The organism is Streptomyces sp. STR69, from assembly GCF_024519455.1.
Lineage (GTDB): Bacteria > Actinomycetota > Actinomycetes > Streptomycetales > Streptomycetaceae > Streptomyces.
The window spans coordinates 65842-89551 of record NZ_JALJRY010000012.1 but is presented as its reverse complement, the minus strand read 5'-3'; the positions used below and the strand labels follow the sequence as shown (position 1 = coordinate 89551).

Annotated in this window: 19 protein-coding genes; 2 read left to right on the top strand and 17 right to left on the bottom strand. The window is 69.5% G+C overall.

Annotation, left to right across the window (positions count from 1 at the left end):
- Positions 1 to 66: 66 nt before the first annotated feature.
- Positions 67 to 957 carry a TraR/DksA family transcriptional regulator gene (locus tag OC490_RS23170; protein ID WP_262059896.1) on the bottom strand — a complete coding sequence of 297 codons (891 nt, stop codon included), beginning with the start codon at positions 955 to 957 and terminating at the stop codon, positions 67 to 69.
- A gap of 616 nt (positions 958 to 1573) precedes the next feature.
- Between OC490_RS23170 and ileS the strand changes: the two genes are divergently transcribed.
- Positions 1574 to 4711, top strand: coding sequence for an isoleucine--tRNA ligase (gene ileS / locus OC490_RS23165; RefSeq protein WP_262059895.1), 3138 nt, complete (start codon positions 1574 to 1576; stop codon positions 4709 to 4711).
- A 222-nt stretch (positions 4712 to 4933) separates the two neighbouring features.
- On the opposite strand, the gene OC490_RS23160 is transcribed toward ileS, so the two are convergent.
- The 16 genes from OC490_RS23160 to rsmH all read right to left on the bottom strand — a co-directional run bounded on the left by OC490_RS23160 (position 4934) and on the right by rsmH (position 22738).
- Complete coding sequence (locus OC490_RS23160) at positions 4934 to 6193, bottom strand: DivIVA domain-containing protein (protein ID WP_200712995.1); 1260 nt, start codon at positions 6191 to 6193, stop codon at positions 4934 to 4936.
- 52 nt (positions 6194 to 6245) lie between these two features.
- Complete coding sequence (locus OC490_RS23155) at positions 6246 to 6536, bottom strand: YggT family protein (RefSeq protein ID WP_019067748.1); 291 nt, start codon at positions 6534 to 6536, stop codon at positions 6246 to 6248.
- Positions 6537 to 6586: 50 nt separating this feature from the next.
- The gene (locus OC490_RS23150; protein ID WP_026178397.1) at positions 6587 to 7228 is read right to left on the bottom strand and encodes a cell division protein SepF; all 642 of its coding nucleotides are present in this window, start codon (positions 7226 to 7228) and stop codon (positions 6587 to 6589) included.
- Between the two features lie 128 nt (positions 7229 to 7356).
- A complete protein-coding gene (locus tag OC490_RS23145; protein WP_262059894.1) occupies positions 7357 to 8076 on the bottom strand; it encodes a YggS family pyridoxal phosphate-dependent enzyme in 720 nt (239 codons plus the stop codon).
- Between the two features lie 6 nt (positions 8077 to 8082).
- On the bottom strand, positions 8083 to 8811 hold the full coding sequence (gene pgeF, locus OC490_RS23140) for a peptidoglycan editing factor PgeF (protein WP_262059893.1): 729 nt from the start codon (positions 8809 to 8811) through the stop codon (positions 8083 to 8085).
- Positions 8808 to 9998 carry a cell division protein FtsZ gene (gene ftsZ, locus OC490_RS23135; RefSeq protein WP_262059892.1) on the bottom strand — a complete coding sequence of 397 codons (1191 nt, stop codon included), beginning with the start codon at positions 9996 to 9998 and terminating at the stop codon, positions 8808 to 8810. The genes pgeF and ftsZ overlap by 4 nt, the downstream gene beginning before the upstream one ends.
- A 277-nt stretch (positions 9999 to 10275) precedes the next feature.
- The gene (locus OC490_RS23130; RefSeq protein WP_262059891.1) at positions 10276 to 11070 is read right to left on the bottom strand and encodes a cell division protein FtsQ/DivIB; all 795 of its coding nucleotides are present in this window, start codon (positions 11068 to 11070) and stop codon (positions 10276 to 10278) included.
- Between the two features lie 25 nt (positions 11071 to 11095).
- A complete protein-coding gene (gene murG / locus OC490_RS23125) occupies positions 11096 to 12187 on the bottom strand; it encodes an undecaprenyldiphospho-muramoylpentapeptide beta-N-acetylglucosaminyltransferase (protein ID WP_019067754.1) in 1092 nt (363 codons plus the stop codon).
- Between the two features lie 6 nt (positions 12188 to 12193).
- A complete protein-coding gene (gene ftsW, locus OC490_RS23120; protein WP_262059890.1) occupies positions 12194 to 13561 on the bottom strand; it encodes a putative lipid II flippase FtsW in 1368 nt (455 codons plus the stop codon).
- A 21-nt stretch (positions 13562 to 13582) separates the two neighbouring features.
- Positions 13583 to 15025: a UDP-N-acetylmuramoyl-L-alanine--D-glutamate ligase gene (murD, locus tag OC490_RS23115; protein ID WP_262059889.1), complete on the bottom strand. Its 1443-nt coding sequence runs from the start codon at positions 15023 to 15025 to the stop codon at positions 13583 to 13585.
- Positions 15007 to 16080: a phospho-N-acetylmuramoyl-pentapeptide-transferase gene (gene mraY / locus OC490_RS23110; protein WP_262059888.1), complete on the bottom strand. Its 1074-nt coding sequence runs from the start codon at positions 16078 to 16080 to the stop codon at positions 15007 to 15009. Before mraY ends, murD begins: the two co-directional genes overlap by 19 nt.
- Positions 16077 to 17507 (bottom strand): UDP-N-acetylmuramoyl-tripeptide--D-alanyl-D-alanine ligase, encoded by a 1431-nt coding sequence (gene murF / locus OC490_RS23105; RefSeq protein WP_262059887.1) that lies wholly within the window; start codon positions 17505 to 17507, stop codon positions 16077 to 16079. The genes mraY and murF overlap by 4 nt, the downstream gene beginning before the upstream one ends.
- A 4-nt stretch (positions 17508 to 17511) precedes the next feature.
- Positions 17512 to 19035, bottom strand: coding sequence for a UDP-N-acetylmuramoyl-L-alanyl-D-glutamate--2,6-diaminopimelate ligase (locus tag OC490_RS23100; protein ID WP_262060064.1), 1524 nt, complete (start codon positions 19033 to 19035; stop codon positions 17512 to 17514).
- Positions 19036 to 19196: 161 nt separating this feature from the next.
- On the bottom strand, positions 19197 to 21167 hold the full coding sequence (locus OC490_RS23095) for a penicillin-binding protein 2 (RefSeq protein ID WP_315986694.1): 1971 nt from the start codon (positions 21165 to 21167) through the stop codon (positions 19197 to 19199).
- A 5-nt stretch (positions 21168 to 21172) separates the two neighbouring features.
- Entirely contained in the window at positions 21173 to 21751 is a 579-nt protein-coding gene (locus OC490_RS23090; RefSeq protein WP_262059885.1) for a septum formation initiator family protein, read from the bottom strand.
- 30 nt (positions 21752 to 21781) lie between these two features.
- On the bottom strand, positions 21782 to 22738 hold the full coding sequence (rsmH, locus tag OC490_RS23085; protein WP_262059884.1) for a 16S rRNA (cytosine(1402)-N(4))-methyltransferase RsmH: 957 nt from the start codon (positions 22736 to 22738) through the stop codon (positions 21782 to 21784).
- 417 nt (positions 22739 to 23155) lie between these two features.
- On the opposite strand from rsmH, the gene OC490_RS23080 reads away from it, so the two are divergent.
- Complete coding sequence (locus OC490_RS23080; protein WP_262059883.1) at positions 23156 to 23704, top strand: beta-class carbonic anhydrase; 549 nt, start codon at positions 23156 to 23158, stop codon at positions 23702 to 23704.
- The last annotated feature ends 6 nt before the right edge of the window (positions 23705 to 23710 follow it).

Genomic DNA, 23710 nt, shown 5'->3' with positions numbered 1-23710 from the left:
TCGAACCTAGGTACCTGACTGAGGAAGAGGGTACGGCACACCTCTCGGCGCCCTCTGTACCGGCGTTCAGTACCGGCGTTCCTGCTTCTGCTTGCACTCGACGCACAGGGTGGCCCTCGGGAAGGCCTGCATGCGCGCCTTGCCGATGGGGTTGCCGCAGTTCTCGCACAGGCCGTAGGTGCCCGCGTCCAGCTTCCCGAGGGCGCGCTCGGTCTGGATCAGCATCTCGCGCGCGTTGGCGGCGAGCGCCATCTCGCTCTCCCGCGTGATGTTCTTGGTGCCGGTGTCGGCCTGGTCGTCGCCGGCGCCGTCCCCGGAGTCCCGCATCAGACCGGCGAGGGCCCGCTCGGTGGACGTGATCTCCTCGCTCAGCCGCTCGGCGTCGGCCTGCAGCTCGGTGCGGGCCTCCTCGACCTCCTGAGGCGTCCAAGGGGCCTCGCCCGGGCGGACCGCCAGTTCGCCCGGCCCGGCCGCCGCGGCGAGCCGCGCCTTGGGAACGGGTGTCTTCGCCGCCGTGGCCGTACCAGAAGTCTTCTTCGCAACCACCGTCGTGGCTCCCGTCTGCTCCGCGGCCCGCGCCGCGCCCGCCGTTGCCTTCTTGGCCGCACTCTTCGTGCGCTTCGCGCTGTTCGTCGTCCTGCCGGTCGCCGTCGACTCGGCCGTCGACTTCGAGGCCGACTTCTTGGCGGTCGACTTCGTGGTCGTCCTGGTAGCGGTGCCCTTCGGGGACTCGCTCAGGGCGACGGCCGCCTTCGGGGCTGCCGTCTTCTTCACAGCCGCCTTCTTGGGAGCCGTCTTCTTCGGTGCCGTCTTCTTCGCATCCGCAGCCGTCGCCTTCGCGGCCGTTCCCTTCACGGTCGTCTTCTTCGAACCGGTCGCCTTCTCCGAAGAAGCCGCCTTCGTAGCGACCGCCTTCTTCGCCGCGGTCTTCTTCGTTGCGGTCTTCTTCGCCACCATGGCCGCGGCCCCTTCACATTTTGTGATCACGCACGCGAATCGTGCTGGGACGATAAATCGACTTGAGTCCCGCGGCAACGGGGCACGCCGCCCGATTCGTCCACCCCTCCGGCCCCGCGCGGCGAGCCTTCATGCGTTGTGCCCAGCTCCCCGCCGGGTAATCCGCCGGGCTCGGCACCCAGGATCTCGAACGCGCGTTCAGCGCCATTCGAGTCATACGGCAGGCCGGGAAGCCTCCGCGCGAAGCACCCGCCGAGCCCCCCGCAAAACCGGTCGGCCGCTGTCGGCGCGGGCCCGTACACTGGGCGGAGCGAGAAGCGTGGATGGGGACGAGTAGCGGCGTACGCAGCCCAGAGCGACCCGGGGACGGTGGAAGCCCGGGGGCGAGCGCGACGTGAAGATCACCCCGGAGCCGCCGGAAGAAAGCCGCAGCCGACCGGCCGTGGCCAGTAGACCCGGTATCGCGACCCCAATGAGGGGGCTCACTGGTGCGCAGGGTGCACCGGGGAGCCAAGGAGGGTGGTACCGCGGGAGCGCGCCGCACACGGCGTACGGAAAGTCGTAGCTCTCGTCCCTCCGGACGGAAGGCAGAAAGTCCGCCGGAGGAAGCTCGCTGATGACAACGCCGACGTACCGCCAGGTGCCCGCCCAGGTCGACCTGCCCGCGCTGGAGCACGCCGTGCTCGACTTCTGGCGCGATCAGAAGATCTTCGCCAAGACCCTGGACCAGTCCGAGGGGCGCCCCGAGTGGGTGTTCTACGAGGGCCCGCCCACGGCCAACGGCATGCCGGGCGCCCACCACATCGAGGCGCGCGTCTTCAAGGACGTCTTCCCCCGCTTCCGGACCATGCGCGGCTACCACGTGGGCCGCAAGGCCGGCTGGGACTGCCACGGTCTCCCGGTGGAGCTCGCGGTCGAGAAGGAGCTGGGCTTCACCGACAAGCAGGACATCGAGGCGTACGGCATCGCCGAGTTCAACGCCATGTGCCGCGAGTCCGTGACCCGGCACACCGACGCCTTCGAGGCCCTGACGACCCGCATGGGGTACTGGACCGACCTCGAAGACGCGTACCGCACGATGGACCCCGAGTACATCGAGTCGGTCTGGTGGTCGCTCAAGGAGATCTTCAACAAGGGCCTGCTGGTCCAGGACTACCGCGTCGCCCCCTGGTGCCCGCGCGACCAGACGGGCCTCTCGGACCACGAGCTGGCGCAGGGCTACGAGACCGTCGTCGACCCCTCCGTGTACGTCCGTTTCCCGCTCACCTCCGGTCCGCTGGCCGGCCGCGCCGCACTCCTGGTGTGGACGACGACGCCCTGGACGCTGGTGTCCAACACCGCCGTCGCCGCCCACCCCGAGGTCACCTACGTCGTCGCGACGAACGGCGAGGAGCAGCTCGTCGTAGCCGAGCCGCTGCTCGCCAAGGCCCTCGGCGAGGGCTGGGAGACCACCGGTGAGACCTTCACCGGCACCGAGATGGAGCGCTGGACGTATCAACGTCCGTTCGCGCTCGTGGAGTTCCCGGAGCCGGCGCATTACGTGGTGAACGCGGAGTACGTGACGACCGAGGACGGTACGGGGCTGGTCCACCAGTCCCCCGCCTTCGGTGAGGAGGACCTCAAGGTCTGCCGCGCGTACGGCCTGCCGGTCGTGAACCCGGTCCGCCCGAACGGCACCTTCGCCGAGGACGTCCCGCTCGTGGGCGGTGTCTTCTTCAAGAAGGCCGACGAAAAGCTCACCGAGGACCTCAAGGACCGCGGTCTGCTCTTCAAGCACGTGCCGTACGAGCACAGTTACCCGCACTGCTGGCGCTGCCACACCGCGCTCCTGTACTACGCGCAGCCCTCCTGGTACATCCGCACCACGGCCGTCAAGGACCGCCTCCTCCAGGAGAACGAGAACACCAACTGGTTCCCGGACACCGTCAAGCACGGCCGGTACGGCGACTGGCTGAACAACAACATCGACTGGGCGCTGTCCCGCAGCCGTTACTGGGGCACCCCGCTCCCGATCTGGCGCTGCGAGGACAACCACCTCACGGTCGTCGGCTCCCGCGCGGAGCTGACCGAGCTGACCGGCACCGACCAGTCGGCCCTGGACCCGCACCGCCCGTTCATCGACGCGGTCACCTTCGCCTGCCCCCAGTGCGGCGAGACGGCGACGCGCGTGCCCGAGGTCATCGACGCCTGGTACGACTCGGGTTCGATGCCGTTCGCGCAGTGGGGCTACCCGCACAAGAACAAGGAACTCTTCGAGTCCCGCTACCCGGCGCAGTTCATCAGCGAGGCCATCGACCAGACCCGCGGCTGGTTCTACACGCTGATGGCCGTCGGCACCCTGGTCTTCGACAAGTCGTCGTACGAGAACGTGGTCTGTCTCGGCCACATCCTCGCCGAGGACGGCCGCAAGATGTCCAAGCACCTGGGCAACACCCTGGACCCGATCCCGCTGATGGACCGCCATGGGGCGGACGCTGTGCGGTGGTTCATGGCGGCGGGCGGCTCCCCGTGGGCAGCCCGCCGGGTGGGCCACGGCACGATCCAGGAGGTCGTCCGCAAGACCCTCCTGACGTACTGGAACACGGTCGCCTTCCAGGCCCTGTACGCGCGCACGTCCGACTGGGCGCCGAGCGAGGCGGACCCGGCCCCGGCCGACCGCCCGGTCCTGGACCGCTGGCTGCTGTCCGAACTCCACGCGCTCACCGACCAGGTGACACAGGCTCTGGAGTCCTACGACACCCAGCGCGCGGGCAAGCTCCTCTCCGCGTTCGTCGACGACCTCTCCAACTGGTACGTCCGCCGCTCGCGTCGCCGCTTCTGGCAGGGCGACAAGGCCGCGCTGCGCACCCTGCACGAGGTCGTCGAGACGGTCACGCAACTGATGGCCCCGCTGACCCCGTTCATCACCGAGCGGGTCTGGCAGGACCTCGTCGTCCCGGTGACCCCGGGCGCCCCGGAGTCCGTCCACCTGTCCTCGTGGCCGGAGGCGGACCTGTCCGTCATCGACCCCGAGCTGTCGAAGCAGATGGTCCTCGTACGGCGTCTGGTGGAGCTGGGCCGGGCCACGCGCGCGGAGTCGGGCGTCAAGACGCGCCAGCCGCTGTCCCGCGCGCTGATCGCGGCTACGGGCTTCGCCGCCCTGGACCGCGAACTGCACGCGCAGATCACGGAGGAGCTGAACGTCGAGGGGCTCGCCTCGCTGAGCGAGGTCGGCGGTTCGCTGGTCGACACCACGGCGAAGGCCAACTTCCGCGCCCTGGGCAAGCGGTTCGGCAAGCGCGTCCAGGATGTCGCGAAGGCCGTCGCGAACGCCGACGCGGCTGCCCTGTCCCTCGCCCTGCGCGAGGGCACGGCGACCGTCGAGGTGGACGGCGAGACCATCACGCTGGCTCCGGATGAGGTGATCATCACAGAGACCCCGCGCGAGGGCTGGTCCGTGGCGTCCGACTCGGGGGCGACGGTCGCCCTCGACCTGGAGATCACGGAGGAGCTGCGGCAGGCGGGCCTGGCCCGTGACGCGATCCGGCTGATCCAGGAGGCCCGCAAGAACAGCGGCCTGGACGTGGCCGACCGGATCGCGTTGCGCTGGACGTCGACCGACCCTGAGGTCATCTCCGCGCTGGCCGAGCACGCTCAGCTGATCGCCGACGAGGTGTTGGCCCTGGACTTCACCCAGGGCGAGGCGGACGACGCGTACGGCGTGCCGTTCACGGACGAGGGGTTGTCGCTGGTGTTCCGCCTGCGTAAGGCGTAGACACCACTGGTGTGAGAAAGGGCCCGGTCTCCGTGGAGGAGGCTGGGCCCTTGCTCATTGGCTCGGGTGGGACCTGGAAACGTGCGCCCACGCGGCGGAGCCGCAAATCGATACAGCCCCGCGCCCCTGAAGGAACCGCACGCAAAAGGGCGGGGCCCCCGGAAGATTCCGGGGGCCCCGCCCTTTGAACGCTGCCGACGCCCAAGGCGTACTAGAGGCCGGTCAGTTGTCGTCCTCGTCGATCAGGAAGCCGCGCATGGGCGAGGGAGCCTGGCCCATCGGGGAGGGGCCCTGCGGCCGTACCGGAGCCATCGGCTGAGTCATCGCCGGGGACATCTGCTGCTGGCCGCCGTAGGACGGACCGGCCGGAGCCGGGCCACCTCCCATGCCGCCCATGCCACCCATACCCTGCGGGCCGCCGTACGACGGGGCGCTCGCGCCGGCCGGGGCCATCGAGGGCGCCGGGGACGGCGGAAGCGACGCGGCGGCCGGAGCACGCGGCGGAGCCAGCGAGTCGTCGGCCTGGGTCTCCAACTGGCGCAGCTGGGACTCCAGGTAGGACTTCAGACGCGTGCGGTACTCGCGCTCGAAGCCGCGCAGGTCCTCGACCTTGCGCTCCAGCGTGGCGCGGGCGGACTCCAGGGAGCCCATCGCGACGCGGTGCTTCTCCTGCGCGTCCCGCTCCAGGGCGTCGGCCTTGGCACGGGCGTCACGCTCAAGACCCTCGGCGCGCGAACGGGCCTCGCCGACGATCTTGTTGGCCTCGGAACGGGCCTCGGCGATCGCCTGGTCGGCGGTCTGCTGGGCCAGCGAGAGGACACGGGCGGCGCTGTCGCCACCGGGGCCCTGCTGCGGCATGCCGCCGCCCATGGGTCCGCCCATGCCCATCTGCTGCTGCATGGGGGGCTGGCCCATCTGACCCTGCATCGGGCCCTGGCCCATCTGCTGCATCTGGCCCTGCATCGGGCCCTGACCCATCTGGCCCTGGCCCATCTGGCCCTGCATCGGACCCTGGCCCATGGGGCCCTGCCCCATCGGACCCTGGCCCTGCGGGCCACCCTGGCCGGGGCCGGGCGGCAGCTGCGGGGCACCGCTCGGCAGCTGGGGCGGGCCGCCCATGGGGCCGCCCATCTGCTGCTGCGGCGGGCCCGATATGCCGGCGGGCACCGGGGCGCCCGGACCGCGCATGCCCTGCTGCGGCATGCCTTGCGGGGGCATGCCCTGCTGGGGCATCCCCTGTTGCTGCATGCCGCCCTGCTGCTGGTCCTGATCCGGGGGCTTGCGCATGTTCTGCTGGTTCTGGGCAGCGGCACGCGTGGCCGCGGCCAGTTTGGCGCGCAGGTCCTCGTTCTCGCGGAGCAAGCGCGTCAGTTCGGCTTCGACCTCGTCGAGGAAGGCATCAACCTCGTCCTCGTCATAGCCTTCTCGGAGGCGGACGGTCGTGAACTGCTTGTTCCGCACGTCCTCGGGGGTCAACGGCATCTCTTCACCTCAACGTAGTCATCGGCAGTCGGCAAGACCGTATCGTCCACTGTCACCCCGCGAGATTGCCCACGATAGAGATCAAGATGTAGACGATGATCATCAGGACGAAGAAGGACAGGTCGAGCGCCACGCCCCCGAGACGCAACGGCGGAATGAACCGCCGTAGAAGCTTCAACGGTGGATCGGTGACAGTGTAGGCGGCCTCCAGAACGACCACCATCGCCTTGCCGGGTTGCCATGAGCGGGCGAACTGGAAGACGTAGTCCATGACCAACCGGAAGATGAGCACGATGAGGAACACCATCAGCGCGATGTAGATCACCTGCGCGAACACGCTCATGGTCTGTGTTTCCCTCTCCCCTGTTCCGTGCTTCCTAGCGGCTGTCTGTCTCAGCTCTGATTGAAGAACCCGCCCTCTGCGATGCGGGCCTTGTCCTCCGCCGTGACATCGACGTTAGCAGGCGACAACAGGAACACCTTCTGCGTCACCCGCTCGATGCTGCCGTGAAGACCAAACACCAAACCGGCCGCAAAGTCGACAAGTCGCTTGGCGTCTGTGTCATCCATCTCAGTCAGATTCATGATCACCGGGGTGCCTTCACGGAAGTGTTCCCCGATGGTACGGGCCTCGTTGTAGGTCCGGGGGTGAAGTGTGGTGATCCGGTAAGGCTCTCGTTCCGACACGACCTTGGGCATGATCACCGGTGCGTTCTTCTCCAGGGACTGGCGTTCTTGTGTGATGGATGCCACGGGCGCGATGCGCGCCGGACGCCCTGATTCCGCACCCAGTGAAGCGGAATGGGACACCGGGTCGCGAGGGGCCGGAGGCTGTACCACTCGTACCGGTTCGTCCCTTTGGGACTGATGTGAACTGTGCGCCTGGTGCGACGGCTCGTGCCGTCGACGGTCCCGCTCGGGCTCCGGGTCCAGTTCGGGTTCGAAGTCGTCATCGGGGTCGAAACCCCGGCCGTCGTACCCATCGTCCTCCACGAGGCCGAGGTAGACCGCCATCTTGCGCATCGCGCCGGCCATTCTCTGAGTCCTCCGCTCTGTGGTGGATCGGCTGACGACTGCCAAGTGCCCGCGATCCACGAGGTCGTTAAGCCCGCCTGCGGCGGCAATGACCATATTTTCTGCTGTGGTCCGACTTCCTGGCGACGTTACCCGAGCCTGGGGCGGACGCCGAGTACCGCAGTGCCGACGCGTACATGTGTCGCTCCGGCTGCCACGGCCTGTTCGAGGTCCGCACTCATCCCTGCCGACACCATGTTCGCAGCCGGATGGGCTCGGCGCAGGTCAGTCGACAAATCCATCAACCGCCCGAACGCCTCCTGTTGGCGTCCCGCGTACTCCCCGGTGAGCGGAGCGACGGTCATCAGACCGTCGAGCCGCAGCCCCGGGGAGTCGGCCACCAGGTCGGCCAACTCCCCGATGCCGCCCGGTCCGACGCCACCGCGCTCGCCCCGCCCGCTGACTCCCGCGTCCAGCGCGACCTGGATGAGACAGCCCAGTTCGCGCCCGGAGCGCTCGGCCTCCTTCGACAGCGCGGTCACGAGCCGGGCCCGGTCGACCGACTGCACGACATCGGCGTAACCGGCCACGGATCGCACCTTGTTGGTCTGCAACTGGCCGACGAAGTGCCAACTCAGCGGCAGATCCGCGCATTCGGCCGCCTTCGGGGCGGCGTCCTGGTCCCGGTTCTCTGCGACATGACGCACACCGAGTTCGGCCAACGTTCGTACGTCGCTCGCCGGATAGGTCTTGGTGACCACGATCAGGGTCACCTCTTCGCGCTTCCGCCCGGCCGCGGCACAGGCGGCGGCGATGCGCTCCTCGACTTTCGCCAGATTTACGGCGAGTTCGTCCCTACGGTCCGTCATGCACCATCAGTCCAGCCACACATAGCTCGCGAGCCGCCCGGTCGTGCGGTCGCGGCGGTACGAGAAGTGGTCGCCCGATTCACGGGTGCACACCGGCGACTGCTCCCGGTCGCGCACCCCGAGCCGGTCGAGCTGCGCGTGCGCTCCGGCGGTCACGTCGACCGCGGGAGTGCCCCAACTCGTCTCGGCGTACGCCGCGGGTTCCACGTCGGCGACATCGGCGCGCATGTCCGCGGGCACTTCGTAGCACCGGCCGCAGACGGCGGGTCCTGTGCGGGCGACGATCCGGACGGGATCGGCGCCGAGTTCCACCATGGCCCGTACGACGGCGGGTACGACCCCTGCCACCATGCCCGGGCGTCCGGCGTGGGCCGCGCCCGCGATCCCGGCGACCGGGTCGGCAAGCAGGACCGGGGTGCAGTCGGCGGTCAGGACCGCGAGGGCGAGTCCGCGCCGGGCGGTGACGAGCGCGTCCACGGAGGGGATGTCGGCGGCGCCCCAGGGCCCGTCGACGACCGCCACGTCCGCACCGTGCACCTGGTTCATCCAGACCACCAGCGCCGGGTCCAACCCCAGTGACTTGGCGGCCAGTTCGCGATTGGTACGTACCGCGTCGGGGTCGTCGCCGACCGCGCCGCCGAGGTTGAGCTCCTCGTACGGAACGGCGCTCACCCCGCCCCACCTGTCGGTGAAGGCGAAATGCGCGCCGCTCACGGTGTCGAGCTGTCCTATCACTTCAGGAAGTCCGGCACGTCCAGCTCCTCGGCGGCGCTGTCCGAGTAGGTCCGCGACGGCGGGACCGGCGGGGCGATCGGGAGGTCGGCGACCGGCTCCTGGGCGGGCTCCGGCTCCTCCTTCGGCTTGACGCTGCCGAGCGAGCCGAAGGACGGACGGCTCTCGGCCTGCCGTACCGGGGTCGGCTCGTCGCGGCGGGCCGAGGACGAGCCCATGGTCGACTCGCGGCGGGTCGGCGGCTGGCCGCCGTCGAAGCCGGCCGCGATGACCGTGACCCGGACCTCGTCGCCCAGGGCGTCGTCGATGACCGCGCCGAAGATGATGTTGGCCTCGGGGTGGGCGGCCTCGCTGACCAGTTGGGCCGCTTCGTTGATCTCGAACAGGCCGAGGTCGGAGCCGCCGGAGATGGACAGCAGGACGCCGCGGGCGCCGTCGATGGAGGCTTCGAGGAGCGGCGAGGAGATCGCCATCTCGGCCGCCGCCACCGCGCGGTCGTCGCCGCGGGCCGAGCCGATGCCCATGAGGGCCGAACCGGCCTCGGACATCACGGACTTGACGTCGGCGAAGTCGAGGTTGATCAGGCCGGGCGTGGTGATGAGGTCGGTGATGCCCTGGACGCCGGAGAGCAGGACCTGGTCCGCCGACTTGAAGGCGTCGAGGACGGAGACCTGGCGGTCCGAGATGGACAGCAGCCGGTCGTTCGGGATGACGATGAGGGTGTCGACCTCTTCGCGGAGTTCGGCGATGCCGTCCTCCGCCTGGTTGGCCCGGCGCCGTCCTTCGAAGGTGAAGGGTCGGGTGACCACGCCGATCGTGAGGGCGCCCAGGGAGCGCGCGATGTTGGCCACGACGGGGGCGCCGCCGGTGCCGGTGCCGCCGCCTTCGCCTGCCGTCACGAAGACCATGTCGGCCCCCTTGAGGACCTCCTCGATCTCCTCGCGGTGATCCTCGGCGGCCTTGCGGCCGACGGCCGGGTTGGCGCCGGCGCCGAGTCCGCGGGTGAGTTCGCGGCCGACGTCGAGTTTGACGTCGGCGTCGCTCATCAACAGCGCCTGCGCGTCGGTGTTGATGGCGATGAACTCGACGCCCTTGAGACCGACCTCGATCATCCGGTTGATGGCATTGACACCACCGCCGCCGACACCGATGACTTTGATGACTGCGAGGTAGTTCTGCGGTGCTGCCACGTCGAAGGCCTCTCGCCTCGAGTTACGTGTCGTCGATCGCGGTGTTCCGCGACCCGACGACGGATGCCGAATGGGACGGTCCGTAGCGCCGACCCGAACCCTAACGTTGAAGTTTAGGGTTACCAGTGTGTCCGTTCCTTGAAGTCTTCTGAACAGGACACTAAGTCGACAAGTGGCGCACGTTCAACGAACACGCCGAACCTCCCGTTTTTCTTTTCACCCTATGTGATCAGCCGTAGCGCTGCCCAACCAGGGTGCTGGCCTGCGCGAATGTGCGTCAACTCCCGGCTGACGCAGGGGCGGTGGGAACACTTACGTCGAAGTGCCGGGCTCCGGAAGCTGCTTTCATGAGAGCGGTGAGCGTACGCGCCTTCGCCGCGCCCTTGTCGCCACTTCCCCAGGAGACGGTCCGGCCGCCGCTCAACTCCAGTGAGATGTCGTCGTAGGAACGGACCTTGACGACTTGGGTGTCGCGCGCGACGGCGGCCGGAATGTCGCCTGCGACGCGCACCGCCTCGCGGACGAGTCGGTCCTCGCCGAAGCGGCGCAGGCCGGCGGCGGAGGAAGCCGTGGGAGAGAGCGTCAATTCGAGGGTGGGGATGGACTTCGGTGGCGTGGAAACGGTGGCGAATCGCACGCCCTCGTCGTCCACTTCGACAAAGTTTCCGCCCTTTTTCACCACCAGAACCGGGCTGCGTTCGGTCACTTTCAGCCCGATTCCATGAGGCCAGGAACGGACCACGTCAACGGTGTCAATTCGGGGCAATTTCCTGCGGAGTCGGGCTTCGATCGCATCGGTGTCGACGGAAATGAGCGGTCCGCCGACCGGTACACCGGCGGCTTCGCGCACCTGCTCCGGCGTCAGAACCTTGGTCCCGGAGACCGAGACCTTCTCCACCCGCAGCCACTGCGAACCGTAGAGCAGCCAGACCGCGGCGGTGCCCAACAGGACTGCGGCGAGGGCGAGTACGACAATCAGACGAAGGCGTCGCGGCCCCAGGCGCCGGACAAGGGGCGGGCCGGACGACTCCTGTTGGCGTTCACCGCGTTCGGCGGTGCTCGGTCCGGCCACGCTCCCCTGCCTCTCTCACATATGACTAACGGTGCCGCGAGGCGATCGCCTCGTACACCATGCCGACGAGCAGGTCGTCGGCGTCCCGGCGGCCGAACTCGCTTGCCGCGCGCGACATCTCGTACAGCCGGTGCGGGTCGGCGAGCACGGGCAGGACGTTGCCCTGGACCCACTCGGGCGTCAGTTCCGCGTCGTCGACCAGGAGTCCGCCGCCGGCCTTGACCACCGGCTGGGCGTTCAGCCGCTGTTCGCCGTTGCCGATGGGCAGCGGGACGTAGGCGGCCGGGAGTCCGACGGCGGAGAGTTCGGCGACGGTCATCGCGCCCGCGCGGCAGAGCATCATGTCGGCCGCGGCGTACGCGAGGTCCATCCGGTCCACGTACGGTACCGGGATATAGGGGGGCATCCCCGGCATCTGGTGCACCTGCGGCAGTTCGTTCTTCGGGCCGACCGCGTGCAGGATCTGGATTCCGGCCTGCTGGAGGTACGGCGCGACCCGCTCGACCACCTCGTTGAGGTGCCGGGCGCCCTGCGAGCCGCCGGAGACCAGCAGCGTCGGCAGGTTCGGGTCGAGCCCGAACGCGGCCCGGGCCTGGGGCCGTACGGCCGCGCGGTCCAGGAGGGCGATGGAGCGGCGCAGCGGGATGCCGATGTAACGGGCGCCCCGCAGCTTGCTGTCCGGGGTGGAGACGGCGACCTGGGCCGCGTAGCGCGAGCCGATCTTGTTGGCCAACCCGGGCCTGGCGTTGGCCTCGTGGATCACGATCGGCACGCCGAGGCGTTTGGCGGCGAGATAGCCGGGCAGTGCCACATAGCCGCCGAAGCCGACGACCGCGTCCGCCTTGGTGCGCTCCAGGATCTGCTCGGCGGCCTTGATCGTGCCGCGCAGCCGGCCCGGCACGGTGATCAGTTCCGGGGTGGGCTTGCGGGGCAGCGGTACGGCGGGGATCAGCGCGAGTTCGTAGCCCCGCTCGGGTACGAGGCGGGTCTCAAGGCCGCGTTCCGTGCCCAGGGCCGTGATCCCCACAGTGGGGTCCTGCCTGCGCAGGGCGTCCGCGAGGGCGAGCGCGGGCTCGATGTGGCCGGCGGTCCCCCCACCGGCGAGTACGACATGCACCGAAATTCACCGCTCTCCGGACGAACGCGCCGCCGAGGCACGCCGTCGCATCGTGTTCCATCTGCGGGGACTCCGGCCGGAACCGGGTCCCCTGGCCCCCCGTTTTCTACCAAAGCGGGGTTGCCGCATCGCAAGCGCCGCCCGCGCAGCGGGGTCGTCGCGCGCGAAGGCGATCAGCAACCCGATGGCGAACATGGTCGGCAGCAGGGCGGAACCCCCGTAGGAGAACAGCGGGAGCGGGACGCCGGCGATCGGCAGCAGGCCGAGCACCGCACCGATGTTGATCACCGCCTGAGCGGTGATCCAGGTGGTCACGCCTCCCGCGGCATACCTCACGAAGGGGTCCTCCGTGCGTCCGGCCACGCGGATACCCGCATAGCCTAGAGCCGCGAAGAGGGCGAGGACCGACAGCGTCCCTGCCAGGCCCAGTTCCTCCCCGGTGACGGCGAAGATGAAGTCGGTGTGGGCCTCGGGGAGTTGACCCCATTTCTCCACACTCGCACCGAGCCCGGAGCCGAAGATCCCGCCGGATGCGAGCGCGTAGATCCCGTGCACGGCCTGCCAGCAGTCGGCGACCCCGGTCTTGGGCTCGGTGGCGCCGATGCAGGCGAGCCGGGCCATCCGGTTGGGGCTGGTCTTGATGAGGATCACACCGATCACGGCCGCGATCGACAGCACTCCGGCGAAGAGCCGGGTCGGCGCACCGGCCAGCCAGAGCAGGCCGAACAGGATCGCGGTGAGGATGATCGCCGTACCCATGTCGCCGCCGAGCATGATCAGTCCGAGCAGCATGAACGCGACCGGCACCAGCGGCACCAGCATGTGCTTCCACTGGGACAGCATCGCCTTGTCCTGCTTGCGGGCGAGCAGATCGGCGCCCCACAGGACGAGGGCGAGCTTGCCGAACTCACTTGGCTGGATCTGGAAGGAGCCGCCGAGGGAGATCCAGTTCCGGTTGCCGTTGACCGACATCCCTATCCCCGGCAGCTGCACCAGCGCCATCATGAAGACGGCGCCCGCGAGGATCGGATAGGCCAGCGCCCGGTGCAGTTTGACCGGCATCCGCGAGGCGGCGAGCGCCATCACCCCGCCGATACAGGCGGCGAGAAACTGTTTGCGGAAGAAATACGAGCCGGGCAGCGACAGTTGGAGCGCCGTGATCTGGGAGGCCGAGTAGACCATCACCAGACCCAGCACGGTGATCAGCACGCTGCCGCCGGCGATCAGGTAGTAGGCGGTCAGCGGCCGGTCCCAGGCCCGGCGGGCGTTGGCGTACAGCCGTCGTACGGGGTTGTCGCGTACGGTCCGTGCGGCGGCGGGACGTCTGGGGGTCCGTTGCTGCACGGGCGGCCGGCCGGTACGGCTACTGGGCATCAGCGCCTCCGCTCACGTCGGTCAGACGCCGAGTTCGCGAACCGCCTGGGCGAACGCGTCACCGCGCTTGTTGTAGTTGGCGAACATGTCCATGGAGGCGCAGGCCGGGGCGAGCAGCACCGTGTCGCCGGCGGCGGCGAGCCGCTGTGCCTCCTGGACAGCCGCGAGCATCGCCCCAGTGTCGGTCCGGGCGAGGTCGACGACGGGTACTTCCGGGGCGTGTCGCGCGAGGGCTTCCCGGATGAGCGCACGATCGGCGCCGATCAGCACCACGCCCCGAAGTCGCTTTGCCGACTTGGCGACGAGTTCGTCGAAGGTGGCACCCTTCGCAAGTCCGCCCGCGATCCACACGATCGACTCGTAGGCCGCCAACGAGGCTTCCGCCGCATGGGTGTTGGTGGCCTTGGAGTCGTCGATGTACGCGACACCGTCCACATCGGCCACGTGCGCGATGCGGTGCGCGTCGGGCGTGAAGGCCCGCAGCCCGTCCCGTACGGCCTTGGCGGGCACCCCGAAGGCGCGCGCGAGGGCAGCGGCGGCAAGAGCGTTGGCGATGTTGTGCGGGGCGGGCGGATTGACGTCCGCGACCTCGGCGAGTTCCTGCGCGTTGCGCTGGCGGTCCTCGACGAAGGCTCGGTCGACCAGGATGCCGTCCACGACGCCGAGTTGGGAGGGCCCGGGGCTGCCCAGCGTGAACCCGACGGCCCGGCACCCCTCCTCGACATCGGCCTCGCGGACCAGGTCCTCGGTGGCCTTGTCGGCGAGGTTGTAGACGCAGGCGACCCGATTGCCTTCGTAGATACGGCCCTTGTCGGCGGCGTACGCCTCCATGGAGCCGTGCCAGTCGAGGTGATCGGGCGCCAGGTTCAGGACGGCGGCGGAGTGGGCGCGCAGCGAGGGCGCCCAGTGGAGCTGATAGCTCGACAGTTCGACGGCGAGGACGTCGTACTGCTCGTCCCCGAGTACGGCGTCGAGGACCGAGACGCCGATGTTGCCGACGGCGGCCGTGCGCAGGCCGCCCGCCTTCAGGATCGAGGCGAGCATCTGGACGGTGGTGGTCTTGCCGTTGGTGCCGGTGACGGCCAGCCAGGGGGCTGGTTTTTTACCGTCCCGGCCGCGCAGGCGCCATGCCAGCTCCACGTCGCCCCACACCTCGACGCCCGCCTCACGGGCCGCCGTGAACAGCGGCTTGTCGGGCTGCCAGCCAGGGGCGGTGACGATCAGTTCGGTGCCGTCGGGCAGGGTCGCTCCGTCGCCGAGGCGCACGGTGATGCCGAGCGCCTCCAACTCCGCGGCCTGGGCCCGGGAGCGCTCGTCGTCGCCGTCGTTGACGACCGTGACGAGCGCGCCTAGGCCGTGCAGGACCTTGGCCGCCGGGATCCCGGAGACGCCGAGTCCGGCGACGGTGACGTGCTTGCCCTCCCAGGAGAGCCCCTGCCCATCGGTCACTTTTCCGCTGCCCATCCCGCGTAGAAGAGGCCCAGGCCGACGATCACGCAGATGCCCTGGATGATCCAGAAGCGGACCACCACGAGCACTTCGGACCAGCCCTTGAGTTCGAAGTGGTGCTGGAGCGGGGCCATTCGGAAGACCCGCTTGCCGGTGAGCTTGAAGGAGCCGACCTGGATGACCACCGACATGGTGATGAGGACGAAGAGGCCACCCATGATGGCGACCAGCAGCTCGGTGCGGGAGAGGATCGCCAGACCGGTGAGGACACCGCCGAGGGCCAGCGAACCGGTGTCCCCCATGAAGATCTTGGCCGGCGAGGTGTTCCACCACAGGAAGCCCAGGCAGGCCCCCATCAGCGCGGAGGCGATGACCGCGAGGTCGAGCGGATCGCGCACTTCGTAGCAGGCGTTCGGGTTGGTCAGGGTCGTCGCGTTGGCGCAGGACTCCTGGAACTGCCAGACACCGATGAAGGTGTAGGCACCGAAGACCAGGACCGAGGCGCCGGTGGCCAGGCCGTCCAGACCGTCCGTCAGGTTCACGCCGTTCGACATCGCGAGGATCATGAACAGCGCCCAGATCACGAACAGGATCGGGCCGATCTTCCAGCCGAAGTCCGTGATGAACGACAGCTTCGTGGAGGCCGGGGTGTTGCCGCGGGCGTCCTGGAACTGCAGGGCGAGCACCGCGAAGCTGATGCCGACGATCAGCTGGCCGGCCATCTTCGCCTTGGCCCGCAGGCCCAGCGAACGGCGCTTGACGATCTTGATGTAGTCGTCGAGGAAGCCGACCAGGCCCATGCCGACCATCAGACCGAGCACAAGCAGACCCGAATAGGTCGGCGTGTAGCCGGTGATGACCTTGGACAGGAAGTACGCGGCGACCGTCGCGAAGATGAAGGCGATACCGCCCATCGTCGGCGTACCGCGCTTGCTGGCGTGCTCACGCGGGCCGTCGTCACGGATGTACTGGCCGTAGCCCTTGCGGGCCAGCAGCTTGATCAGCAGCGGGGTGCCCACCAGGGTCAGGAACAGGCCGATGACTCCTGAGAACAGGATCTGCTTCATCATCGGACGGCAACCTCACCCTCGGTACCGGCCTCGACGAGCGCCTGCGCCACGCTCTCCAGACCGACCGAACGGGACGCCTTCACGAGAACGACGTCTCCCGGGCGCAACTCGCTGCGCAACAGGTCGACCGCCGCCTGTGCGTCGGACACGTGCACCGACTCCTCACCCCACGAACCCTCGTTATATGCGCCCAGTTGCAGCCAGGACGCTTCCCTGCCCCCGACCGCGACGAGCTTGCCGACATTGAGCCGGACGGCCAGCCGTCCGACCGCGTCGTGCTCGGCGAGCGCCTCGTCCCCGAGCTCGGCCATCTTGCCGAGCACCGCCCAGGTCCGGCCCCCCTTTGCCTGTGAGGCTTTGCCCATTGCAGCGAGCGCGCGCAAGGCGGCTCGCATGGACTCGGGGTTCGCGTTGTAGGCGTCGTTGACGATGGTCACGCCGTCCGAACGCTCGGTGACCTCCATCCGCCAGCGGGAGAGGGAGCCCGCCTCGGAGAGCGCGGTGGCGATCTCGTCTGCGGACATGCCCAGCTCATGGGCGACGGCGGCCGCGGCGAGCGCGTTCGACACGTGGTGCTCACCGTACAGGCGCATGGTCACTTCGCTGCACCCGGAGGGTGTGTGAAGGCTGAAGGCGGGCTGTCCGCTGTCCGTGAGTCTGACGTTCTCGGCCCGTACGTCCGCTTCGCCGGACTCTCCGAAAAGGATCACCTTCGCCTTCGTACGGGATGCCATGGCCCGTACGAGCGGATCGTCGGCGTTGAGGACCGCGACACCGCCCTCTTCAACTGAAGGGAGCGCTTCTACGAGTTCACCCTTTGCCTGCGCGATCTGCTCCCGGCCGCCGAACTCCCCGATGTGGGCTGTGCCGACGTTGAGGACGAGGCCGATCTGCGGGGGCGTCAGATCCGTGAGGTAGCGGATGTGACCGATTCCGCGGGCGCCCATCTCCAGGACGAGGAACCTCGTCTCGTCGGTGGCGCTCAGCGCGGTCAGCGGCAGCCCGATCTCATTGTTCAACGATCCCGGCGTGAACACTGTGGGCGCCTTGCGCGCGAGCACCTGGGCGATGAGGTCCTTGGTGCTGGTCTTGCCCGCCGAGCCGGTGAGGGCCACGAGGGTCGCGCCGAGCCGTCGTACGACATGCCGGGCGAGGGCGCCCAGGGCGCTCTGGACGTCGTCCACGACGATCGCGGGCACGCCGACCGGGCGGGACGCCAGGAGGGCCACCGCGCCCGCCTCGACGACCGCGTTCGCGAAGTCGTGGCCGTCGACGTGCTCGCCGACGAAGGCGACGAAGAGGCTGCCGGGTTCCACTTCCCGGGAGTCGCGGACCACCGGGCCGGTGACCTGGACGGACGGATCCGGTATGTCGTGCGTCTGCCCGCCGACGACTTCTGCGATCTCGGCGAGGGAGAGGGCGATCACAAGTTCATCCCTGGGTCTTCTGGATAGCTTCGCGAAGCACCTGGCGGTCGTCGAAGGGACGGACCACTCCGGCGATGTCCTGGCCCTGCTCGTGGCCCTTGCCCGCGACCAGCACGGTGTCGCCCGGCTGTGCGCGGGCGACGGCGGCGGCGATCGCGGCGGCCCGGTCCTCGAAGACCTGGACCTCGCCGCGCTCGTGCGCCGGCACGGATGCCGCCCCCTGGAGCATGGTCGCGAGGATCGCGAGGGGGTCCTCGGAGCGGGGGTTGTCCGACGTCAGTACGGCGGTGTCGGCGAGCCGCGCCACGGCGGCGCCCATCGGCTCGCGTTTCGTCTTGTCCCGGTCCCCGCCACAGCCGAGCACGACGTGCACCTTGCCCTCGGTGACCTTGCGCAGCGCGCGCAGGACCGATTCGACGGCGTCCGTCTTGTGGGCGTAGTCGACGACCGCGAGATACGGCTGCCCGGCGTCCACGCGCTCCAGGCGCCCCGGCACGCCCGGCACGGCGGCGATGCCGTCGGCGGCGAGCTGCGGGTCGAGGCCCGCGGTGGCGAGGGCGGCGATCGCGGCGAGGGTGTTGGCCACGTTGAAGGAGCCGGCCAGCGGCGATCTCGCGGTGATCAGCTCCCCCTTGGGGCCGACCGCGGTGAACGTCGAGTCCATCGGGCCGACTTGGACGTCCTCGGCGCGCCAGTCGGCGTCCGGGTTGCCCTCCGCGGAATACGTGGTCACGGGGACCGTGGCCTCGCGCGCGAGCCTGCGGCCGTACTCGTCGTCGAGATTCACCACTCCCTGCCGGCTGCGCAGCGGCGTGAACAGCTGCGCCTTGGCCTGGAAGTAGTCCTCCATGCCCGAGTGGAACTCCATGTGTTCCGGGCTGAGGTTGGTGAAGACCGCGATGTCGAAGATGCAGGCGTCGACCCGGCCGAGGACCAGTGCGTGGCTGGAGATCTCCATGGCGACCGCGTCGACCCCGCGCTCGCGCATGACCGCGAACAGGGCCTGGAGATCGGTGGCTTCGGGGGTCGTGCGCTCCGACTTCATGCGCTCGTCGCCGATGCGCGTCTCGACCGTCCCGATCAGACCGGTGGACCGGACCGTTTTCAGCCCACCCTCTACGAGGTACGCGGTGGTCGTCTTCCCGGAGGTGCCGGTGATGCCGATCTGGAGCAGATCGCGGCCAGGGTGGCCGTAGATGGTGGCCGCCAGCTCGCCCATCTGCCCGCGCGGATCGGCTACGACCAGGACCGGCAGGCCTGTTGCCGCCGCGCGGTCGGCGCCCGCCGGGTCCGTGAGGACGGCGACGGCGCCGAGGCCGGCCGCCTGGGTCACGAAGTCGGCGCCGTGCAGGCGGGCACCGGGCAGCGCGGCGTACAGGTCGCCGGGGCGGACGGCGCGCGAGTCATGGGTGATGCCCGTGACCTCTGCGGTCGTGGTCGGCGGCTCGGCGGCGCCCAGTTGGCCGGCGAGTTCCGCGAGGGGTGTGGCGGAGAGCTGCGCCGGCCTGGGCGGCCCCGGGTATGTCACGGATGCGCCCTTCTGGGGTGGTTGGGACTGATCGGCGGATGGCACGGCGGTGAGCGTACCGGGCGCACCTGCCTCCGAGCGAAGCGAGGGGCGGGGCTCGCCCTGGTTCCCGGAATGGGAAGTGATCATGGTCACGGATCGGTTCCTGGCTGTTGCGCTGATCAGGGAGTGAAGGTCACGGGCAGGTTCGCGGCCTTCGCCCCGGTGGGCGGGACCTGGAGGGTCTTGAGGGCGAACTCCATCACCTGCTTGTAGATCGGTCCGCAGATCTGACCGCCGAAGTAGCTTCCGCTGGTGGCGTTCTGGATCGCGCAGTAGACGGTGATGCGGGGGTTGTCGGCGGGCGCGAACCCGGCGAACGACGAGGTGTAGCCCTTGTACTTGCCGGTGGCCGGATCGACACGGTTGGCGGTACCGGTCTTCCCTGCGACCCGGTACCCCGGAATGGCGGCCTTACCGCCGGTGCCCTGCTCGTCGTCCACCACGGACTCCAGCATCTGGGCGAGGGTCTTCGCCGTCTTCGCACTGATGACCCGGGTCTTCTTGGGCGTGGCGGCGGGTGTGAAGCGGCCGTCGGGCCCCTTCGTACCGCGCACCAGGGTGGGTTCGACGCGGACTCCGCCGTTGGCGACCGTCGAGTAGACGGAGGCCGCCTGGAGCGCGTTGAGGGACATGCCCTGGCCGAAAGGAATCGTGTACTGCTGCGAGGTCGACCACTTGGAGGCGGGCGCGAGGATGCCCTTGGTCTCGCCGGGGAAGTCGAGCCCGCTGTAGCTGCCGATGCCGAACTTGCGCAGATACGAGTACAGGACCTCGTTGGCCTCGGGCTGCGTCTTGCCGAGCTGGCCGGCCGCCTCGATGGTGCCGATGTTGCTGGACTTGGCGAGGACGCCGTTGAGCGTGAGGTTCCAGGTCGCGTGGTCGACGTCGTCCTGGAAGAGGCGGTCACCGCGGTGCAGCCGGTTCGGCACGACGACGTGCGTCAGCGGGGTGGCCACGTTCTCCTGGAGTACGGCGGCCATCGTCATGACCTTGGCGGTGGAACCGGGCTCGTAGGCGTCCTGGAGGGCCGCGTTGCCCAGGGAGGCCGCGTTGGCCTGGGCGAGGTCGTTCGGGTCGAAGCCGGGCGCGTTGGCCATGGCGAGGATCTCTCCGGTGCGGGTGTCCTGGACTATCACGTACCCGCGGTCCGCCTTGGACTTCTTCACCTGCTCCGTGATGGCGTTCTGCGCGGCCCACTGGATGTCGCGGTCGATCGTCAGCTCGACGTCGGAACCGGGCACTGCCGGCGTCTCCGTGGAGCCCGCGGTGGGCACCTGGAGGCCGCCGGACTGGGCGTAGCGGACCTTGCCGTCCTTGCCGGTCAAATCCTTGTTGAGCTGCTGCTCGACCCCGCCGCCGCCCTTGCCGTCCGCATTGACCCAGCCCAGTATCCCGGCGGCGAGATCGCCGTTCGGGTACACGCGCCTGGTGGTGGGGACGGCGAGGACACCGGCAAGGACGTTGACGGTGGTCGGGTCGGTTCCGGACTTGGTGGTGAGCGCGCTCTTCAGGTCCTTGATCTGCTTCCAGACCTGCGGGGTCTGCCGGTTGGCGAGCACTACGTAGCGCAGGTTCTTGTTCGCCGGCCTGAGCTTCTTGACGATCGAGGCCTGGTCCACGCCGAGGATCGGGGCGAGGAGGGCCGCCGCCTGTTCGGGCCCGTCGTCGATCTTGAGCTGCTTGCGGGTGAACAGCGTCGGGTCGGCGGTGATCGTGTACGCGTCCACGCTGGTCGCGAGGGCCACTCCGGAACGGTCGGTGATCTCACCGCGCTCGGCGGCCAGGACGTAGTCGACGTACCGGTTCTGCGCGGCCTTGGCGGCGTACGCGCTCGCGTCGACGGCCTGCACCTGGAGCAGTCGTACGACGAACGCGATCAGGACGAGCGTCAGCGCGAGGCTGATCATGCGCAGCCGGGGGCGGGGGCTGCCGAGCCGGAGGGAGCGCGGGCCCGCCGGACGGGCCGCGGGAGGGGCCGATGCCGGGCGGCGGGCCGGGCGGGCGCCGGGCCCGGGGCGGCGCCGGGCATCGGGCCGTTCGGGCCTGGCCGGTCCGGGCACTCGGCGGCGCGGCGGTTCCCTGTCGGACACTTCCGTCACCTGCCGGGTGTAGTCGGGGTGGAGGACTGAACTGTCGTGGACTGCGCGGGCTTTACGGGCTGTACGGACCGGGCCGGAGTGGGCGTGGGGGTGGCCACGGGTGCCGCCGCGCCGGCCGCGGGGGTCGGGCTCGGGCTCGGCCTGCTGATGAGCGCCTCGGGGGCGAGCACCGCCGGGGTGCTCACGGTCTTCTCCGCGGTGGCCTGCTCCGGGACACCCTTCACGGTGCCGTTCGGGTCGAGGAAGGCGGGGTCTCCCCCGGGCACCATGCCCAGTTCGTGTGCGCGGCGCTGGAGGGCGTCGGGGGCGGAATAGGCATCCACGTCCCGCTGGAGGGCCTGCTCCTCGTCGGTGAGGCTCTTCGTCTGCTTCTGGAGGTCGTCCAGCTTGAACTGCCCTTCGCTGAGCGCGGAGTTCAGCACGAGCAGCGCGATCAGACCGCCGCCGAGGAGAAGCACGACAAGGAGGACGAACGGGGTCCGGGCCGCCTGGATCCCGCCCGACTGCGCGGGCCCGGTCGGAAAGAGCCGCGCGAGCCGGGCTGCCCTGCCCCTCAGTTCGGGTTTCCTACTCACCCACGCACCCCGCACTCACTTGGTACGTACTCACCCGATGTCCTCCCTGATGCGCTCGGCCCCCCGCAGCCGCGCGGGTGCCGCCCGCCGGTTCTCGGCGACCTCTTCCTCGGTGGGAAGTTCGGCACCGCGCGTCAGGAGCTTGAGCCGGGGCTGGTACTGCTCGGGCACCACCGGCAGCCCAGGAGGCGCGGTATTGGCCGCGCCGGCCGCGAACACCTGCTTCACCAGGCGGTCTTCGAGCGAGTGGTACGACAGGACGGCGATCCGGCCGCCCACGGCAAGGGACTTCACGGCGGCGGGAATCGCCCTCTCCAGGACGGACAGTTCACCGTTGACCTCGATGCGCAGCGCCTGGAAGGTCCGCTTGGCCGGGTTGCCGCCGGTGCGCTTGGCGGCCTGGGGCAGCGAGTCGCGGATCAGCTCGACGAGCCGCGCGCTGTTGCCGAACGGCTCCTTGTCGCGCTCGCGGACGACCGCCGACACGATCCGCTTGGCCTGCTTCTCCTCGCCGTACGCCCGCAGGATGCGGACGAGTTCACCGGGTGCGTAGGTGTTGAGGACCTCGGCGGCGCTGATGCCGGTCGTCTGGTCCATGCGCATGTCGAGGGGCGCGTCCTGGGCGTAGGCGAAGCCGCGGTCGGCCTCGTCCAGCTGCATGGAGGAGACGCCGAGGTCGAACAGAACGCCCTCCACGCGCGCGAGGCCGAGCCGCTCCAGTACCTCGGGCAGCTCGTCGTAGACGGCGTGCACAAGGGTGGCGCGCTCCCCGAAGGGGGCGAGGCGTTCGCCGGAGAGGCGCAGGGCCTCCTTGTCGCGGTCCAGGGCGACGAGGCGGGCCTCCGGGAAGCGGGTGAGCAGCGCCTCGCTGTGGCCGCCGAGGCCGAGCGTGCAGTCGACGACCACCGCTCCCGGCCGCTCCAGGGCGGGTGCCAACAGGTCCAGGCACCGCTGGAGCATCACCGGGACGTGTCGACTGTTGCTCAAGGGGCCCTCTCAGGTCCGGCGGGCCCGTACGCACCGCCGGGTCCCCGCCCGCTCAGGAAGGGGAAGGCCTGCCGGCGCCGGAAGCGTCAGCCGACCGGGAGCGGGAGGAGGCCGAGCCGTACGTACGCGCCGCGCACGTGGGGAGAATCCGGAAAGTCGCCGGGGTCTCCGGGAAAAGTCCAGCAGGGAGAACCTCGCCTCCCGCTTCGCGCAACTTTAGTCCACGCTGTCTCACGGTCAATCAACCGGCCTGCGCGTCGCGGGCCGGGGTGCGTGCGAAGCCTCAAAACGGGAAGAATCACCCACGCGGGTGCACCCCCGCCACCCGTGTGGGTTACCTCACAAGAGGACGCAATGACGCTCTTTTTCCCTTCCCGTACCAAGACCGCACCGGCAGTGACCAGTACCGTCATAGGTATGACGACCTCCGCATCCGTACCCACAGAGTCCGAAGGCGCCATAGCCCACGGCGGGACCGTGACGGACCGCCTCGTCGAGGCCAACGCGCAGTACGCCGCCGCGTTCACCGATCCCGGGATGGACGCCCACCCCGTCCTCCAGGTGGCCGTCGTGGCCTGCATGGACGCCCGCCTGGACCTGCACTCCGCGCTCGGCCTCCAACTCGGCGACTGTCACACCATCCGCAACGCGGGCGGTGTCGTCACCGACGACGTCATCCGCTCCCTCACCATCAGCCAGCGGGCGCTCGGCACCCGCAGCATCGTGCTCATCCACCACACCGGCTGCGGCCTGGAGTCCCTCACCGAGGAGTTCCGGCACGACCTGGAGATGGAGGTCGGCCAGCGCCCCGCCTGGGCGGTGGAGGCCTTCCGGGACGTGGAGCAGGACGTACGGCAGTCCATGCAGCGTGTGCGCACCTCGCCGTTCCTGCTGCACACTGATGATGTGCGCGGCTTCGTGTTCGACGTGAAGTCGGGTCTGCTGCGCGAGATCGACCCCGCCTGACGCGCC